Genomic DNA, 19,509 nt, shown 5'->3' on the forward strand with positions numbered 1-19,509 from the left:
GTGTCCGGTTCTTCTCATCCTTAAACATATGCGGCCAACCGCCTGCACGACCGTGAGCGTAACCCGCCATATCACACAAGGCAGGATAGTAAGAAACCAATCCCTTGACACGATTATCGAGTCCGGCAATCACTATGGCAAGCGCTCCGCCCTGACTTCCACCGAAAGTTGCCAGATTACCATTGAATTCGGGAAGTGTATAAATGAAATCAATGGCTCTCACACAACCAGTATAGACCCGTTTGTAATAATATTTATCCCGATTGTCCATATTGAATGAGTGGTAATTCTTCAAAGCCCCGTTATAAAGGCGATGATAGACATCCCCCGTGAGATTGACCGGAATACCATGGATACCGATCTCCAGAATGATAAAACCTTTTCCGGCACGTTCGGCTTCTCCGTTATAGGCACGGATACCCGCACCGGGTACCTTCAGAATGGCCGGATATTTCCCCGGAGCCTTCGGCACACAAAGGATGCCGTACATACGTGATGCATAGTCGTTGTTGGCAAACGAGACATGATATACATTCACTTTGTCCGTACATTTTTCCGGCAGTAAGGTCATGATGGATTCCAGCGCCCACTTTTCAGCAGCTTCCTTGGTGTTCTTCCAAAATTCAAGAAAGTCGGCGGGCAGCGGAGTAACCGGTTGCAGTTTCTCCGGGTCAAAGCCGACGGTAGCCACACCTTCATAGTCGCGCCCCTGAAAATTGACAAAAGCACGGCAACGCAGGAAACCTTCCTTTTTCATGGTACCTGCATTAATTTCGAGCTTTTCATTCTTCAAAGGCTGTTTGCCTGTCTGATGAGGTTTCATCATGTCTTCCGAAATCTCATAACGCACTTCAAGATTATCCTGTGGAACATTGCATTTCAATACAACCACCTTGAATTTCACTTTTTCTCCCGGTTTATACAACCAATTGGTGTGGTCGGGAGTGACCTGCACCCGAATGAGTCTCTCCTGCGGCTGTGCCCATACAGCCAACTGCATGGACACAAATAATATCAGAAGAAGAGAGCGTACACTTTTTATCATAGTTCCGTTATTATAAATAATCTTTTTATGGTTTTACTTCGTATTGATAAAGTGCGAAAGAGTTCTTGTCTTTCAGTTTAAAACTTACTTTGCCCCGCACACCAACTTTAGCGGCAAACTTGCTACCACTTCCCATCACCGGGGTAAAAGTGACCTTCTTGCCCTCAGGAAGCCAAGTGTCAATATTTCCTTCAGTTTGCTCATTATCTTCGCGATAAACAACAAGATAACCTTGCGTACCGGAGACAGTTGATTGGAATCCAGTCCACGAGCGTCCCGAAGGTTTCTCGCCAACGGGCAGTATGACGCCTTGATGAAACCGGAGTTGCAAGGGTTGGTATTTCTTGAGCAGAGATGCCGTAGCATAAGCCTCTTCGGGCAGGTTCGAAGCCTCCATCCAAGCTAACGGCTGTGCCGCCAAGGTGATGGCAAAGAGGTAATCGAAACTGTAACGGGCCGGAGCAAAAGGGTCGGCAGCGTCATACTTATCAGCATTGCGCCATTTATTAAGGAACTCTATCTGCATCTTCTCCGCCGGTACATAGCGGGACAGCATCCAAAGGTTGCGCAAGGTACGATAAGGATAGTAATTACCCCAATCGGTATAGCGATTTTCCAGGAAGATGTTGCCGTACTCGTTCATATAGTGATACCCGCCGCGACGGCCGGCAGTAGCGTCGAGATTGAAAATCACTTCATGATTGGTTTGTTCCAACACGGTATCAAACAGTTGACGTAGGTTTCGTTCGGCTGTTTTGGTAGGTATCTGTAAGCCATCTATCTTGAAACAGCAGATGCCATACTCCTTATAAAGTCCGACAATGGCTTGCGCATCTTTTTGCCAATCGGCAAAATCGTTCTGTATGCTGGGATTGAACCACAATCCGATGCGGATACCCAATTTCTTCCCTTTCTCCACAATAGGTCTCAGCCCATGAGGAAATTTCGTGGGGTTGGGTGTCCAGTAACCGGCATTCTTCCATATATCCTTAAAACTACCTCCGGCTGTCTTCGAGTTAGGGCTTTTTCCGCTCTGCCAGCCGTCATCCAATTGGAAGAGGGTGATACCCATACGTGCGGCACGATCTAGTTCAGCCAGACAGAAAGCCTCATCTATTTTGGCATCCTGACTACGGTCGCCCCAGGTATTGAGCATAATCATCTCATCCTGCACGGCGGTGTGGTGGCGCAGTTGTTTCTGATAAAGACGCAAGGCAGTAAGCGCTTCTTGCTCACCGCCGGTATAGATGCCGGTAACGCATCCATAAACGCGAGTCCAGCTATCCGACTTTACATCATCAGACGCGATACCCAGCCCCACTACCATAAAATCGCTAAAGTCCGCCACAAAGTCAGAACCCGGATAATGTAATTGAGTACTACTGCTGGGAGCCTCTTTCAGGAAAAAGAAGCCCTGCCGGGTAACCACATCATGAGCAAAAAGCAAATTACCACGATAAGCGTTGCGACGATAAGGAAGCCAAGTACGCCTGGTCACCAGATTGTCGTTCCAATCGGTGTAGTCGAAAAACTCTATTGTGCGGGCACTCCAATGATTGCCGGATAGTTGCAGCCTGTCGAGCGTGGGAGTTTTCACCCCCGTAGCCATATCGGCCGTGTGCTCTATATTTTTGCGGTCGGCGTTAGAGCGGTTGTCCTCCTTATTCTGATAAAGTTCCACTTGCCCTTTCAGATAGGTGTCGCAAGCAATGGCAGGACAGTCTGCATAAATACGATAGCGACGCTCTATATTCAGCGAACCGATAGTACAAGCCACAGTAGCCTGCAGATAACTGGCGTGGATGCCATTTGTCGGTATCTCGTTCACGGTGAATGTGGCATCCGTAGGGATACCTTTCACAATCGAGAAATCGGGTTGTTTGCCCTGTGCCGGAATGGTTTTTCCGTGTTGCTTGTCAGTAAGGCTGATGGTAACAGGTGCACCGTTATTCCACAGCATGGTGCGCTCCATATAGTTATTGCCCATACGTAGTGTGTCACCTTTCAAAAAAGCGTAATACTGTTGTTCTCCCCAAAGCGGCAATGTCCATATTGCCGATAGAAATATCGTGATAATACTTTTTTGGCTCATAGTTTGTCTACGGTTTGATGTAAGCTCCCGGAACTTCCAACAATTCGTTGGGTTCGTTGAAGCGTTGGTTATCGGGCACATCGCGTTTGCCCAAACCTGCCTGCATAAGTTGCTTCAGTTCGGGCAGGTGATGATGATAGATGTCGCGCGGCTCTACACTATGCTTGTGGCAGAGTCCGGCTGCCATACCTACTACTTCACCCATCATGCCGGTAGTACGCATCACACGTACCGTACCCAAGGCTACATGGGTGCAGCTCATATTACGGCCTGCCATAAAGAGGTTGTCCACATTGCGAGAATAGAGACAGCGATAAGGAACGGCATAAGGATGAATCCAACGATGCACCGTAGCCGACTTGAATTCATTGCCGGGAAAGCGGACACTGTTCACGCTGTCGGGGAAGTGAAGGTCGATGCTCCAGGTAGTGGTGAACGAAGCATCCTCGTGCGCCACATTCTTGTCTATATCGTCCTGTGACAGTACGTAGTCGCCCAAGAGACGGCGTGATTCACGTTTGCCTGAGACATATGCCACCCAGTCGAGAGAACGGTTGGCGTACTTCTTATGGCCTTTATAGTGATTCTTCAAATAGCTCCAATTGGAATATATCACCAAAAGCCCATAGTCGCGTACACGTTCAGCCTCGCTGACTTGATTGCGGTTCATACCTGTTTCCCATTTCCACTCGCCCATGGTTACAGGCTCACAATTTTCAGCGTCAAAGCGCACGCCATATTCAAAGTGAGGGAATGAGGTCTTCTTCTTCATATCCTTACTATACCATTGTATCGAGGCACCCATCACCATCGAGTCGGGTTGTTCGGGAGCAAGGCTTTCACCATACTCATCGCGACCTTCACGTCCCATATTCCAATCGGCGCCAGCCAAGTAACCTATGGTAGCATCACCCGTACAGTCGCTAAAGAGAGGGGCGGCAAGTTCGGTTTGTTCTCCCGTCTCGATATGCTGGATAGTGACCGACACAATGCGGTCTCCTTGCATCTTCACGGCTATTGCACGCTGAGAGGCATAGAGGGTGATGTTCTTCTCGGCAACTATAAAGTCTTCTTTTTTCTGGTCTTCGTAGTAATCTCCCGGTTGGGCGTTGCCGGAACGTTCATGACCGAACTCGCGTATCATGCGACCTAATCCCCGGTTAGGTCCCATCTCGATAATTCCCCCCAAATGTACACGTACTTCCGACGAGTTATTACCACCCAGCACAGGACGATCATTCACTAACGCCACCTTGCAGCCTAATCGGGCAGCCGATGCGGCGGCACACATACCGGCTATTCCCCCTCCTACTACTACAAAATCGTATTGACGGGTGGCTGTTGTTTGTTGCTGCAAGCGGGCACGGAGTGCGGCTGTCTCTGCATCCCCCCATGTAGCGGGTTGCGTTTCCTCATCGGTCGTAAGATAAATGGCATCGCAACGTCCATCAAAGCCTGTGAGATCTTTCAGGGCAAGGGTGGTAATCCCTGCTTTCAATGCTACCTTTCCGGCAGACTGCCATTGCCAGGAATTGCCGGTATGTCCTAATATAGCTTTCAGCAATTTGCCACCCAAGGCCAGGCGGAACTTTCCGGGGCCTTCGGCATCGGTCCAAGGTGAAGTCCAGTTGTAAGTACGGACATATACGTAGTAAGTGCCCGCTTGGGGAATATTGATTTCTGCCGTAGCATCCGCCACAGGGATACCCATACCATGTGCCATGAGATAGGGAGACCCCATTTGATCCATGAACTGCTGGTCGAGCACCCAGCCGCCTCGCTGGCTGAAGCTTTCTGCTTCGATGAGCAGTTCTCCGGCTACAGCCACAAGGCTACAGGCTACGGCTATGCATGTCAGTAAGATTTTTTTTATCACAGCACAGCGTTTTTAAGATTATTGAATAGTTATATCTCCCACTTTTACCCAACCTTTGGCGGTTTGATATTCATCGCGGGCTGAGAGTAAGATACCGATAGCGTTCTCTTTGGTGGTATCGACCACTCCCACCGCCCAAGTGTAAGTACCTGCGGCTACATCGGTGAGCTTGATGTTGCTAGTGTAGGTTTTGGGCTTTCCGCTCATCCAGGTAGCAATATCCGCTTTCTCTTCTATATAGATGCGGGCGGGTTCTTCCGTGTTCTTATCAAGCAGGGCGATAGCCAATTTGTATTTATCACCATATTGCGGCAGATTGGCAGGGCAGTACCCCCAACCCAAGTTCGACCAACGGTGAGTCAATGCTACGTTGCTGCCGCTACGGGCCGTAGTAGGAATAGATAAACGGTCGGGATAAAGACGGTAACCACCTTCGGCTATAAACTCCTTTACCAGATGGAAAGCAGTATTGAACCAGGAGTGTGTTTCACCGGTATTCACGTTGGTATCAAAGCGAAGGTCCATCATATTGACATAACCACCTTTGGCCTCATCATATTCTCCTTGGCGCACTTCGGCAAAATTCTTATAACCGTCACCGGCAATAGAACCGCCATGCGATGATTCCACCCAACCGCCTTCCATAGTAATGGGTACGATGCCATGATAGGTCGTGGTAATGCCACGCTCCCAATCTTTATAATATTGCTTCATGCCGAAAGCATCGTGACGCAGGCAGAAACCTTTGGCTACGGCACGTTTCACCATATCGGCGGCTATATCGGTATCGACATCGCTAAACTCTTTGGTAGCAAGCAAACAGCGGTGATAGTTGATCATGATAGGCACTTTGGTGAAAAGACGGGACATTACGTCGGTAATCCATTCAAACACTGCTTGTCTGGGAGCTTCATCGCCTGTAGAGTATTTCAGTGTGTGAGTTTCCCCCCATTTGCCCAATCCAAAACCACTCACAAATTGAGTGACGTCAGGGTCATTGTATTTGGCAGCAAAAGCAGTGAGGAATGCTTCATACTCTTTCTGAAAGATGGGGTCGTCAGGATAAGGCGTCCATACATCTACACTGCCGGTAGTAGTGGTGAATCCTTCGGCGCCGGCTTCTCTTACATACTCGGGACAGGCATTTTCATGTTTGTCGCGGCTGTCGCACACAAAGGTGAAGGCAAGCTTCAAGTTGCGTTCTTTGGCTCCTTTCACCAACATCTGGAAACGTTTCGCCGGCTCGGTCTGCAGAGTTTCGTCCCATACATATTTACCCCTTTCAGGGTTGAAATGACTCCAAAGACCACGTACATAGAGGGTATTACCATAGTCGGATACTTTCACAATACCTTCGGACGACTCGAAATTGTCGTAGAGTTCCCAGAAATCCATCATCATACCACTTCCAATACCTGAGTAGATAACCCATCCGCTCATAGGGTTACGCAACAGTTTATAGCGTTCGGGCTTAATGCTGACGGTGGTGTTACCTTCAATATTCCAACTATAGTCGGTTGTAAGGTCATCATCGTCTGAACAAGCAGTAGCTATGAAAGCCGTGGTGGCCAGCAAGCACATCGACAGAGTCTTTATGCTGTTTTTTATTATTCTGTTCATAAGAATATATATGTCTTAATTGTTATTGTTTAAAGGTAGAATAAGAAGTGAAGTGATTGAAACCTCACCTCTTATTCTGTCATTTTGGATTTATTTAATATCAAAGAGTACAGTGTTATTCTCTATATCCACTACCACATAGTTACAGCCTTCGGGGATGAGGAAGTAAGCATAGCGGTTATCAACTTGACCTGTTACAGCCTTTTCTACCTTGCCTGCTATTACTTCAGTATATCCATTGTGATCATTACGTTTAGCGTCAGCTGTAGATCCAACAAACCATCCGTTATTAGCATATCGTAAAGTACTGAAGTTCACCCAACCTCTATTTATCTTCCCATAGTTATCTTTATATTCATTACGAGGCAATACATCACCTTTATAAACAAAGACTTTCGGATTGGCAACACTCTGAATAAGATTATACTTCACTTGACAGTATTTGAGGCTTTTGCCTGTTTCTTCGTCAGTACCCGCATCATAAGCAAAGCCGTTGAAACCACCATACATATGCAATACATTGACTTCCTGGCTCCATGGGTTTATCCCCAGTTCGGTATTATTGAACGATACGGTGAGCGGTTTCAAATCAGTGGCAGCCGAATAGATAGTAATGGTTTTCTCCTCCTTATTCAATACAATACGATAAGTGCCATCGGCTGGAATCGTCCAATACTGTCTATCCACTTTGCCGATGAGGGCTTGTCCAAATGTTGCCAATTGGCCATCCTCTATATCATGATTATCAGCCACTTCCGGCACAATAGCCATCGTTTGTTCACCCTCGAAAGTGAGCGGTATGTAGAGGTTACCGGCTTTCAGTTCACCACGCCAAGCATAAAGTTGATCATTTTCGAGAGTTTGAGCTATCTCAATTTGTTCTTCACCTACAGCAGTACCCGCCAGGAACATTTGCTCAGCCTCAACTACCGCACCGGCTTCTACTATCTTCACAGTCTGTTTGCTCATATTCACAGTGATGCGATAGGTAGCTGCCGACGGAATCACCCACGAATTAGCTTCGGCACGGTCGGATATAACACCTGTCATTTCGCCAGTGGTTATAGGAGCATCGGCAATTTCCGGACCAATGGCATTCAACTCGTCGGCATAATCAACAGGAAAGTTAATCTTACCGGCAGCCAAAGCACCTTCGTAGCTATAAATCTTGTTTATCTCGTCTTTCAACGTCAATTTTATATTGTCTTCGCCCACAGCGGAACCTCCCACATAGAGATTATCGGCTTTGTACTGTTTAGGCCCATACGTTTTTATCTTTAATGTAGCCGTAGCAATATCAGGCACCATCAGACGGGGACCTTCAAAATTGGCTGTTACAGTAAACAGTACTTCGCCAATAGTACTGGTGGTAAGTCCGAAATGGTCGACCAGTATTTTCTGCATCTCCTCGTTGGTGTAAGAGCGAAGGAATTCTCCATCATCGTCAAACTCCTTGATATTCGTAGCCTCACTACCGATGAGCTGCATCTCGTATTTATAAGTCGTAATATAATCTTCACCAAAATCGTGAGCGGTACTCCACTTCAGAGTGACAGCCGTTTCGTTGGGTTTGCTCTCATCAAGCTTGATATATTCACCCGAAGGAGCCAGCTCAATCTCCGACTGATTGCGTGAGGCAGTATTGTCTATATCCTCTTCACACGAGGTGGCAAGCATGCTCATCATTCCCACAGCCACCACACCAAGGCTTCTATATAAATGCATTGTTTTCATGTTCGTAATAGTTTATAGGATTAATAACCCGGATTGTTGGGCAATAAGTTGGGACACAATTCCACATCATGTGTAGGCAGCGGCCACAAGTATTCGCGTTCGGGAAAAATGCGTTTAGCACCCTGCGAACAATAACCGGCATTGAAGAGAGCTGAAAAATCAGCCAGACCGTCTTCGTCGATTTGCGGGGTCATTCCCCAGAACCAGAGGTTCTTGTTCACTACATTATTCAGCAGTTCCGTAGGGTTGATTAGCATGATATAGTTGTAACCGTTCAATGCTTTCCCCGCCAATTTCCAACGCATCAAGTCTTGCAGGCGTTGGTTCTCCATGGCAAACTCCATGCGACGCTCTATACGCAGGGCACGGCGTAACTCTGTCTGGTCGGTAGTAGTCACGGCAGGATAACTGCCTGTTGCTGTCACATTCACACCATAAGCGCGGGCACGTACCATATTGATGGCTTTCAGCACACTGTCGTCAATCCGGTTCAGTTCTATCATGGCTTCGGCATAAATCAACAGTACATCGGCATAGCGTATTACGATGTAGTCTTGCTCTACCTTTTGGTCTACTGTCCAGGAAGCATCAATACCTTTCTTCCACAACAAGCCCGTATATGAGCTATATTGATTTACGATACGGGTATCTTGATTGCTCTGTGTCTTGCCCGTAGTATAGTTCATCACGGTTTTGGCCGCAGGACTGGGGTCATATTCGAAACCGCAGTGCTCGGTGTTGAACTCAACGATAGTCATTGTACAACGCGGGTCACGGTTCTTGAAAGGGTTGCGGGGATCGAACAGCGGAGACTCGTCAATAGGCAGTCCGTCAGTACAGAGATACGCAGCCAGAAGATCCCATGAAGGATTATACGAACCATATCCCCCAGCATTACGGGGAAGACCGTTCTTCACAATCCAAGAATCGAGCATCACTTCGTTTTCAATGGAACGAGGTATCACAAACACTTTCTCATCGTTCAGTTTGGTGCTCTGCTTGAAAAGCTTGGCATAGTCGGGCTCCAAAGAATAAAGTTTGAGCTCCATACAAGCTTTGGCAGCTTGAGCAGCTATTTCATAGTCACCTATATAGAGGGCAAAACGTGCTTTCATAGCCAGCGCCGCACCCTTGGTGGCATGTATATTCTCACCCTGTCCATAGCTTTCGGGCAAACCGGCAATGGCTTTATCGAAATCAGCGTACACCAAAGGAATCACTTCCGCTTTAGGCCTGCGACCACGCTGCAAAGCTTCGGAAATAGTAATAGTCTCCTCTTGATAGGGCACGTCACCATAGAAGAAAATCAGTTCGGCATACTTGCAGGCACGGCAGAAGTAAGCCTCACCGGCATAGCGGTCGTACACTTCCTGAGTCACAGAGCCCTTTGCCTTATGCATATTCTCAAGCATTGTGTTGGCGCGGGCAATGAGTTTGAATGATTGTTGCCACAAAGCATATACTTCGTACTGCTGACCGTTCATAGTTCCATCAAGTATGGTTCCACCGCTTCCCGGATTACGGTTCGTCTGACGATAGGTGGTGTTGTCCGACCATTGTTCGGACGAACTAAGAGGTTCCTGCCAATAGCCCAAGATGTAAAAGTCATTGGAAGCCAGGCGCAATTCTGTTTCAGTTGTGTACCATGACTCGGTATTACCTTGTGATCTGGGTACCAGGTCCATACTCTCACAAGCAGCAAGCCCCAGGCACATTCCGGCTAATAATAATATCTTTGTTTTCATATTCTACTCCTATTTATTTAAAAGTTAACTTGCAGACCCATTACTAAAGAAGTGGTAATCGGATAAGCTTTGTAGTTCATTTCAGGATCCCAACCATCGGGGAAATTACTCAAACAGAAAAGGTCACTACCGCTCACATAGAAGCGGACACGATTTATACCAGCCTTTTGCGTCCAAGTTTCAGGCAGGGTATAACCCAATGTGAGATTTTTCAAACGAAAATATGAACCGTTGAACATCCAAAAGCTAGATGTGGCGTAGTTATTGCTCTTCGATACGTTCGAAAGCCGGGGATATTTGGCTGACAAATTCTCTTCAGCAGTATTGAAGGGACTCCAATATTTACCTTCGAGAATTGACGGCACGTTACCATAGTTATCACGCAAAGGTTGTACCATGGCAGTAGAAAGATACGAATTCTGTTTGCCAATACCTTGGAAAGCAATGCTGAAGTCAATCCCTTTGTAGGAAGCATTGAATGTACCGCCATACTGAAAACGAGGAAGTGAGTTACCCAAGGGGACACGGTCGTACTCAGGGCTGATGATACCATCGGGTACACCATCAGGACCACTGATATCACGATATTTCAAGTCACCCACCGTTACGGTAGTACTTGTACGGGCCGAATTGTTCACTTCTTCCTGAGTCTGATAGATGCCATCGCACACATAACCATAATATTCATTGAAAAGAACACCGGCACGCTTAATCTTACCACCGCTGATTTGCTCGCCATCATTCATATAATCAATTTTTGAGAGGAAGTCAGAGAAATTCACATTCACACCATACTTGAAGTCTCCTATCCGGTCGTTCCATGCCAGTTCGATATCATAACCATGAGTAGACATCTTACCCGCATTTGTACTGGGATTGTTGTATCCCATGAAGTAAGGTATTTCGATATTCAGCAACATGTCCTTAGTCTGCTTCCAATAATAGTCAAAGTGGAACTGTAGACGGTTGTTGAAGAAGTTGGCATCCAAACCGATGTCGGTACTGGTAGTGGTTTCCCAAGTAATATCTTCTACAGCCAACACAGCAGGGCGGGCTGTCTTATCAGAAACAACACTTCCGTCGGCCATATAAAATAATGAATTACCAAAGCTCATCAAAGCAATATAGGGGAAATAATTGTCACCGATACGTTCGTTACCCAACATACCCCACGAACCACGCAACTTCAAGAATGAAAGCCAGTCCCAATTGAGGTTCTTCATGAATTTTTCTTCGCTCATTACCCAACCTGCCGAGAATGAAGGAAAAGTACCCCAACGGTAACCTTTGGCAAAACGTGAACTACCATCGTGGCGTACATTGGCCTGAAACAGGTAACGATCGGCGTATGAATAGATAACACGGCCGAAAACTGAATTAGAAGTATACTCATTACCTTTACCGCTATTGGTCTGGAAATCTTCCGAACCGATATTGAGGTAAGGATAACCGGTAAGTTCGTATTTATCACGGGCTGCAGTCAGTTCTTCGTCCTTCATGTAATAGTTCTCAAAACCTGCCATCACTGTAAGATTATGATTGCCAAAGGTTCCCATATAATTAGCAATAAGTTGGCTGGTGACGTGATAATTATCCTTACGGGTTTCCTCAAGCGAATTAGTAGTCCATGTGCTGCCGGAGTCGAAATAACCGCCAAAAGTTTCGGGGTCATCGGCGAGGGTATATCCGCATGAGTTTTTAAACGCTTTCTTCTTTTGATAATTGATAAAAGGAGATACGATACCTGAGATGCTTAATCCCTTGATGGGCTTGAAAGTCAGCGAACCTTTACCTGCCACCTGGGTACTGTGAGCCACTGAGTTACCACCGGCAACAAGCAGTCCGTAGGGATTCGCGCCACTCTTACCTGAAGCCAGACGACCATCATCCCAAGTAGCGGGGTAGATAGCAGGCATCTTACGCATGGTATCGAAAGGATCATAATTTTTAGTACTACTCTTAGCATGACGGATATTCACGTCTATTTGGGCACTAAGTTTGTCGTTGATATTAAAGTCGTTGTTCGAACGAAACATATAACGTTGGAATCCACGGCCATCGTAAAGTCCGTCCACCTCGTCATACGAAAGAGTAGCTACCGACTTTACCGCTTTATTACCGCCCGATACGGAGAGAGTGTGAGTCATACGAGGAGCACTCGACTTCAAAATCAAGTCAGTCCAGTCGGTAATGGGGTAGTTGTTGGGATCGGTAGCATTATACTTTACCCAATTCTTTGTTTGGTCGGCCGTGTATTCCTGAAAAAAACCGCCGGTAGGATTATCATTATACTTCAACTCGTTGCTCATCTCCAAGTAACGGGTAACTCCTACCATATTGGGTTGTTTGGTAGGGATTTCCCAACCAAATTCGGCATTGTACTTCAAGTTGATTTTACCGCTATCATTACCACGCTTGGTAGTAACCAAAATAACACCGGCAGCAGCTTTCGAACCATAAATACTGGCAGCCGCAGCATCTTTCAGTACCGAGATACTCTCGACATCATTAGAGTTCACATAATCGAGCGAGCTTTGTACACCGTCTACAATTATCAACGGACTCGATTCACCCATAGTAGTAATACCACGCACACGGATAGAAGCGGCACCGGAACCGGGAGCCGAATTATCACGCGTCACCATCACTCCCGAAAGTGATCCTTGCAGGGCATTGGAAAGCATAGCTGTGCGTTTGTTCACCAACTCTTCCCCTTTCACGGCTGCCACCGCACCGGTGAGGTCTTTCTTCTTTACCGTACCGTAACCGATAACCACTACTTCATTAAGTGCTTTACTGGCTTCTTCCATAACAACAGCATACATGTTCTTGCTGTCTATCCGCACGGTTTTGTCATTATACCCAACATAGCTGATGAGCAGTTCGCTACCCTCAGGAACATCTATCTGAAACTTACCGTCAAGGTCGGTAATGGTAGCTGCTTCACTACCTTTCACGCGAATTGTAGCACCAATCATCGGAAGATCGGTAGCATCAACTACCTGTCCCGAGATACGCTTCGCTTTTTTCACCTGAGTAGTAACCCTTTTAGAAGGATTGACAGTGATAGTTACCTGACGGTTCTGAATGTGATATTTCAAATCGGCCAGCCGGCATACTTCCGTCAAAATAGCATCAATCGACTTTCCTTGCAGTTCGATGTTTACTTTGTTGTTGAGACGATCTTTCACAGGTTGGTCATAAACAAAAACATATTGGCTATGTTTCTCAATGTAGTCGAACACTTGTTTCACTGTCGAATCTTCGGCTTTAAGGATATACATCCCATTTACCTTTTCGAACGAAACAGTCGACGCGCCGGAATAAGCGGGTACAGACAGTAGCCCAGCCAGGCAGAAAGCTTTTGCCAAGCTTGTCACCGTAGTTGTGATTGTTTTTCGATTCATAATATAAGATTGATAATTAATATTTATTGCATAACGATTTATGAGTAATCTGCCGGTTACTTGTTGATTTTAAGTTTGCCGACTTTGCACCATCCCTCAAATAGAAGATTCTTGTCGACCGCCATTTTCAAGCCCGGCTGACATGCTTTGGTTGTATCAACCAGACCGATAAGCCAAGTGTAACTACCCTTTTGAAGTCCATCCAATTTGACAGTGGTAGTATAATGACCATCGTGACCTTGCACCCAAGTTGAGAGGTCGGCCTCATCTACAAGCTGTTTTTTTACAATGTTATGATGAGTATCCATCAAAGCGATACATACTTTATATTTTCCTTTCCACTGGGGAATGTTGGTAGGACAGTATCCCCAACCCAGATTACGCCAATTGTGCTGCACGCTCACCTGCTCGCCTGAACGGGCTTTATTTACGAAACTGACCTTAGTGGGATAGAGCCGATATCCTCCCTCACGTTCGAAACGCTTCACCAAATCGAAAGAGGTATTAAACCATGAGGCAACTTCATCGCCTATGCGAAGATCCATCATATTGACATGGGCGTTGCGGCTCTCTTCGTACTCGCCCAAGCGCACATCCTCCGAATGACCTTCACGATACTTGCCGCTAGGATCAATCCAATAACGGTGATGTGCTCCGGTAATCCACCCTCCCTCCATAATGATGGGCAAGCGAAAGCGGTAAGCACGGGCAAAATCTTTTTCCCACTGTTCGTAATAACCGGTCATCCCAAAAGCATCGTGACGAATAGTGTATCCTTTGGCAATGGCCCTTTCGAGCAATCTTTTACTATCAGGGTGTGGTTCTGCCCAACTGATGGTATCTCCGACCAAACGATGGTAGTTTATCACCAATGGCACACGTTTGAAGGCTTTTGCATAGGCATCGGTAATCCACTCAAAGACTTCTTCTTTATTTGAGTAGTTATTATATTTCACACCGTGTGCTTCACCCCACTTACCAAGTCCATAGGCATCAATAAAATCCACCTTATCAGGATCGTCAAAGGCAGTGGCAAAAGCTTGAAGGAATTTCTCGTATTTTTGCTGGAACACGGCATCATCCGGATAAGGCGACCATACTTGAGGATTATTGGGGTCTTGGAAACCTTTTGCACCGGCCTCCTTTACATAAAGAGGTGTGTTCTGTCCCTGGTCACGACTGTCTACATTGATGCGGAAAGCCAAACGCATGCCACGTTCACGCACCGAAGCGAGCAATTTATAGATACGTGAGTCGGGATCGTTCCATACATACTTCCCCTCTTTACTCTCAAGCATATTCCAATTGATGCGAACGTAACATGTACCGGCGTAATCGCTCACACAGACAGTGGAGTCTCCACCGTTTACGGGCATAGCATCATAGCGTTGGGTCTGCCAAAAGTTTTCATCCCATGCACGTCCCAGGTACATTACCCAACCCGTAAGGGGATTTTTGAGTACAGAAGTAGTATCAGGCTCAAAACATACTGTTTGTTCAGGCGCTTTTAGTCCTTTAATTGTAGATACTTGTGTATGTGCCGAAGACCATCCACAGAGTATCAGAGCTGCTATAAAAAGCATAAATGTGCGTAACAAAGTGTATCTTTTCATATTTTCCAATGGTATTAAAAAGCATAGCTTCTCTTTACAAAAAGGCGTATAAGCCTCCTCTACCTTGCTATGAAGGCATTATAAATTGGTTGATAATAAGTTCTTATGTAATTATTTCATTCAGTAGCAACTGACTACAAAAGCAGTTACTTCTTCACTAAGTAGATTGTATCACCACGAATTTCCATACGAGTCCGCGTCATGGTTTCAATGGCTTGCAAGGCTTCACTGACATGATCACCCAGCATTAATTTGCCATAAATTTTATCTGCCGACATCCCATCGTCAAACAAAATAGTCACTCCATAATAATGACTGAGCCGTTGAGCTACAGACTCCACACTTTCACCATCAAGGTTAATCATACCCTGCATCCAACAAGTGTATTCATCCGTATTCACTGTCCGTTTCTCGGCAAAACTTCCCTCCTGCAAATTCACCAATTCATTCGGTTTCATACGAACCCGGTCATTGTTTGTCGTTTTCAGTTCTACCGCTCCTTGAACCAACACCACTTGCGAATCCGAAGTATCGTAATTGTTCACATTAAATCTTGTCCCAAGTACCTTCACTCTAAAATTATCGGAATGGACAAGAAACGGATGCTCTGTATCATGTGCCACATCGAAGTAAGCCTCACCTTTCACATATACTTCACGGCAATCGCCATCAAAACGTTTGGGGTAGCGGACAATTGTACGCGAGTTGGCTACGATCTTTGTGCCATCGGCTAACAGCAGCGTCATCTTCTCTCCAACAGGCACTTCCACCTCTTCATCATATGCGTCAGCCATCAATTCCGTAACTTCCATGTGGGACAAACCGTCCATCGCATCCTCTGTAACTATATATTTTATACCTATTAAAAAAAGCAGCGTAGCAGCTACTGAGCCAATATACATCAAAACGCGTCGCTGCCTGGATTTACGTTCATGTTGATGCATTTTCAAAAAGGCTTTTTTCTTAATGCCGGAGATATCTATCTCGGCCGGGGTACCGTGTTCTATAAACGACTTCAACTTGATGTCGCCCTGTAAATCCCCATATGTATAATCATTAATATCTTTATCCATCTTCAATTCTTTTTATCCTTTCAATATCTTTTTCCTTTTTATAATCTTCTCATGAGAAGTTCCCTTCTATTTATAAAGACGCAAAGGTTAGATTTATCTATAGGTTGAAATTCTATTTTTTTCTTTTAATGCTTTCTTTTTCTAAATCACCCGTCCACAAGTCTCTTTCTCAAAGCATTCATAGCATATCCTATATGGTAATTCACCGTAGGAAGCGAGATTTGCAACATACGCGCAATTTCCGCATAAGGCATTTGTTCCAGTTTAGCCAAAAAGAATACATGCTTGCACTTGGGCGGCAAACTATTGATCGCTTCATTCAAACATTGGAGTTCTTCGCGCGAAAGCATATCATCCATTGGAGTTTGTATATCAGGAAAAGAGAAATCTTGAAGTTCTTCAAAAGATATCTCTTGATTACCCTTTGCCTCCTTGCGCAAATAAGAGATTGATTTACGATATACAATCGTATTCAACCAACTCAACATGCTGGCTATTTCCAAAAGCGTCTTACGTAGTTTCCACACTTCAAAGAAAACATCGCCTACCACTTCTTCAGCCATTTCCTTATTACTAAGGATACCAAAGGCGTGATAGTATAACCTCTTTGAATATCGGTTCATGAAACTATTAAAAGCTAGCTCATCCCCTTTGGAAATCAACAAAAGTTCTCTTTCCAAGTCTTCCATTTAATTAGATTACTATTTTATATATTTACAGGCGCAGAATTCTTATATGTTATATAGGTGGAGCTATATAATATTAACGTTCTTTATCAATAATAGAAGGAGCCATATCATTGCTTTAAAACGAAGTTTGATATAGCCCTTCTATACTCAACAGTTACAATCGGAACTGTATAAAGCAGGTATTCTATTTTTGACATCCCTCTCTATAAGGGAACAGATTATCTCGCCATTTTGTAGATTTCATTGCCCGCCATCAAGAAAGCACCGACTCCATAAACTTCCGTCATATCACGAGTCACTTTCTTCGGGTCGGCACCGATTTGCTGCACGTATCCCAGTTTTCCATTCGGTTCTACAGCCGAGACTAATGCATTCCAACCTTTTACCATCACAGGAAGATAGGTTGCCTTATCCAATAAGCCTTCGTTTATTCCATAAGCAATGGAATAGACAATGAAAGTAGTGCAACTCGTTTCCGGTGACGGATAAGAGGCAGGGTCCAAGAGACTGGCATGCCAGAAACCGTCCGGATGCTGCAATCCGGCAACACGTGTAGCCAATTTTACAAACAATTCTTCATAGAATTGTCGGTTCTTGTCTTTCTTGGGCAGTTCCTTTAATATTTCAACCAGGCCGCCAAGCACCCAACCGTTGCCACGTCCCCAGAAGACTTTCTTGCCATTGGCTTCGCGCTTATCGAAATAACGCCAGTCACGATAAAACAGGTTTTCTTCTTTATCGAACAGGTAATCATAAGTTGCTTTATACTCACGATTCATAAATTTGATATACTTCTTATCTCCGGTCAGCATATACAGTTTGGCATATACAGGGGGAGCCATAAAGAGAGCGTCACACCAAGTCCAACGTTCCAAAGTCTTTAAGTCTCCCTCCACCAGCTTGAAACTGCCTTCGGACGGATGATTGACAATCCATTCTGCACGGGCGAGCGTAGGGATAATCATTGCTTCGTCTCTGTACTTGCGGTATAAATCCAGAAAGGACTGCGATACGGCGATATCATCGGCATGGTAAAACCGTTTGTCCGGCTGCCAGCAATTCCGCCGGCCTATACGGGTGAGCCACTTATAATATGTATCATCGCCGTCTTCTATTTCGGCTAGTTCCGCCCAATCCACCATGCCGACATAAAGAGCGCCTTGCGGCCAATTCAAGTCGTCATGTTCAGGAGCAGGATGGGGATTGGCAATCTGCCAATCCGCAACCTTTCGCATGATAGACTTAATTTCTGCTTTTTGAAAAGGAATCTCTGTCGCCATTATAAAAGTGGTACATAACAGGGATATTCCCAATAAAAGTGTTTTCTTCATTATATATTCATTTGGTTATCATTCAATATTATAACTCAACCGTAGCCTTTAAAGACAATTGACTGGAAGCAGGACCGACTAAAATCTCAAACTCCCCTTTTTCCACTACAAAGTGGTGCTGATTCATATCGTAAAAAGCGAATGCATCCTCATTCAACACAACAGAAACCCGTTTCTTCTCCCCTTTCTTCAAGAAGACCTTTTCATATCCTTTCAGTTCTTTCAGAGGACGGGGGACAGAGGATTGTACATCATGCACATACACTTGTGCCACTTCCGAGGCATCCATCTTACCTGTATTCTCGATATCAAAGCTAACCGTAACCTGATGCTCACCCGTTTTCTCCGCAGCCATATTGCTATAAGCAAAAGTTGTATAGGACAATCCGTAGCCAAATGGATAGAAAGGTTCTTTTCCCGAACGGTCATATCCACGATAACCCACGAAAACACCTTCGGAGTAGTCTACACGCTTAATCTCAGCTTTCAGATTCTCATAATAACTGTCGTGCACCGGATTATCTTCCCATTTCTTTTCGATAGAAATCGGTAACTTACCGCTTGGAGAAATCTTACCAGTCAGGATTTCAGCTATCGCCTGACCGCCTTCCTGTCCCGGATACCAGGCCATAAGAATAGCTTTCGCAGCATCATACCAGTTGGTGAAATCCACACCGCCACCGGCATTCAGCACAACCACGACATTGGGATGCATAGACGCAATCTTCTTGATAAACAATTCCTGATAGCGGAGCAAGGCAAACGGACGGTCAAAGCCTTCGCCTTCCGTGTTACTGTTGAAGCCTGTACAGAATACTACATTATCCACTTTAGCCAGTCCTTGACGAAGTTTAGCCTCATTAAGGCTATAAGCGTTGAAACGGATGATGGCCGAAGAAATATTATCAAAGAATTCAATCCGGAAACGGTATTCCTTACCGCCCTCAACAGGAAGTTCAACTTCACGGCTGGAATAAGAATGATTACCCCAGTCGCCCGTAATACGCTCGTCATTCACAAACAAACGGTAACCGTCATCACCACCGATGTGGAGTTTCAATTGACCGTCTGCCTGTGGGATATAACAGGCTGTCCAACGGACTGAAAAACCATCAGTCGGAAAACCGTCCAACGGTGCGCCATAGCCCCAGTCATAATCTACAGAGGATTCCGTGCGTACAACTTCCGGCTGTCCCGAAAGCGTCTTGTTCTTGAAATATTCGGCTTTGAAGCCTTTCACCTCACGATTGGCGTCAGTATAAAACTCATTAACAATATCTTCAT

At 45.5% G+C, this 19,509-nt stretch carries 12 protein-coding genes; all 12 read right to left on the reverse strand.

Translation table 11 applies throughout. The features are described 5' to 3' along the window. Nucleotides 1-1,045: acetylxylan esterase (locus RDN93_RS18870; RefSeq protein WP_308746923.1), on the reverse strand; the 1,045-nt coding region annotated here is incomplete at its 3' end. A 25-nt stretch (nt 1,046-1,070) separates the two neighbouring features. Then, complete coding sequence (locus tag RDN93_RS18875; protein ID WP_308746924.1) at nt 1,071-3,137, reverse strand: alpha-galactosidase; 2,067 nt, start codon at nt 3,135-3,137, stop codon at nt 1,071-1,073. Nucleotides 3,138-3,144: 7 nt separating this feature from the next. Then, complete coding sequence (locus tag RDN93_RS18880) at nt 3,145-5,010, reverse strand: FAD-dependent oxidoreductase (RefSeq protein ID WP_308746934.1); 1,866 nt, start codon at nt 5,008-5,010, stop codon at nt 3,145-3,147. Between the two features lie 21 nt (nt 5,011-5,031). Beyond that, entirely contained in the window at nt 5,032-6,633 is a 1,602-nt protein-coding gene (locus RDN93_RS18885) for a DUF4832 domain-containing protein (RefSeq protein WP_308746925.1), read from the reverse strand. A gap of 90 nt (nt 6,634-6,723) precedes the next feature. After that, nucleotides 6,724-8,367: a SusE domain-containing protein gene (locus RDN93_RS18890; RefSeq protein ID WP_308746926.1), complete on the reverse strand. Its 1,644-nt coding sequence runs from the start codon at nt 8,365-8,367 to the stop codon at nt 6,724-6,726. A gap of 20 nt (nt 8,368-8,387) precedes the next feature. Further along, nucleotides 8,388-10,112, reverse strand: a complete 1,725-nt coding sequence (locus RDN93_RS18895) for a RagB/SusD family nutrient uptake outer membrane protein (protein ID WP_308746927.1) — start codon at nt 10,110-10,112, stop codon at nt 8,388-8,390. Between the two features lie 17 nt (nt 10,113-10,129). Continuing rightward, the gene (locus RDN93_RS18900) at nt 10,130-13,519 is read right to left on the reverse strand and encodes a TonB-dependent receptor (RefSeq protein ID WP_308746928.1); all 3,390 of its coding nucleotides are present in this window, start codon (nt 13,517-13,519) and stop codon (nt 10,130-10,132) included. A 56-nt stretch (nt 13,520-13,575) separates the two neighbouring features. Then, entirely contained in the window at nt 13,576-15,132 is a 1,557-nt protein-coding gene (locus RDN93_RS18905) for a DUF4832 domain-containing protein (RefSeq protein WP_308746929.1), read from the reverse strand. A gap of 146 nt (nt 15,133-15,278) precedes the next feature. Next, the gene (locus RDN93_RS18910) at nt 15,279-16,205 is read right to left on the reverse strand and encodes a FecR domain-containing protein (protein ID WP_308746930.1); all 927 of its coding nucleotides are present in this window, start codon (nt 16,203-16,205) and stop codon (nt 15,279-15,281) included. 146 nt (nt 16,206-16,351) lie between these two features. Next, entirely contained in the window at nt 16,352-16,894 is a 543-nt protein-coding gene (locus RDN93_RS18915; protein WP_308746931.1) for an RNA polymerase sigma-70 factor, read from the reverse strand. Between the two features lie 218 nt (nt 16,895-17,112). Then, entirely contained in the window at nt 17,113-18,225 is a 1,113-nt protein-coding gene (locus RDN93_RS18920) for a glycoside hydrolase family 88 protein (RefSeq protein ID WP_308746932.1), read from the reverse strand. 28 nt (nt 18,226-18,253) lie between these two features. Beyond that, the coding region (locus RDN93_RS18925; RefSeq protein WP_308746933.1) for a glycoside hydrolase family 3 C-terminal domain-containing protein at nt 18,254-19,509 on the reverse strand (1,256 nt) is incomplete at its 5' end.

It is taken from the genome of uncultured Bacteroides sp. (genome assembly GCF_902491285.1).
GTDB lineage: Bacteria > Bacteroidota > Bacteroidia > Bacteroidales > Bacteroidaceae > Bacteroides.

Bases quoted from the DNA above. Each gene is read 5' to 3' on its own strand.
- RDN93_RS18875 (WP_308746924.1), bottom strand. From the start codon at position 3,137: ATGAGCCAAAAAAGTATTATCACGATATTTCTATCGGCAATATGGACA.
- RDN93_RS18885 (WP_308746925.1), bottom strand. From the start codon at position 6,633: ATGAACAGAATAATAAAAAACAGCATAAAGACTCTGTCGATGTGCTTG.
- RDN93_RS18890 (WP_308746926.1), bottom strand. From the start codon at position 8,367: ATGAAAACAATGCATTTATATAGAAGCCTTGGTGTGGTGGCTGTGGGA.
- RDN93_RS18895 (WP_308746927.1), bottom strand. From the start codon at position 10,112: ATGAAAACAAAGATATTATTATTAGCCGGAATGTGCCTGGGGCTTGCT.
- RDN93_RS18900 (WP_308746928.1), bottom strand. From the start codon at position 13,519: ATGAATCGAAAAACAATCACAACTACGGTGACAAGCTTGGCAAAAGCT.
- RDN93_RS18905 (WP_308746929.1), bottom strand. From the start codon at position 15,132: ATGAAAAGATACACTTTGTTACGCACATTTATGCTTTTTATAGCAGCT.
- RDN93_RS18910 (WP_308746930.1), bottom strand. From the start codon at position 16,205: ATGGATAAAGATATTAATGATTATACATATGGGGATTTACAGGGCGAC.
- RDN93_RS18915 (WP_308746931.1), bottom strand. From the start codon at position 16,894: ATGGAAGACTTGGAAAGAGAACTTTTGTTGATTTCCAAAGGGGATGAG.
- RDN93_RS18920 (WP_308746932.1), bottom strand. From the start codon at position 18,225: ATGAAGAAAACACTTTTATTGGGAATATCCCTGTTATGTACCACTTTT.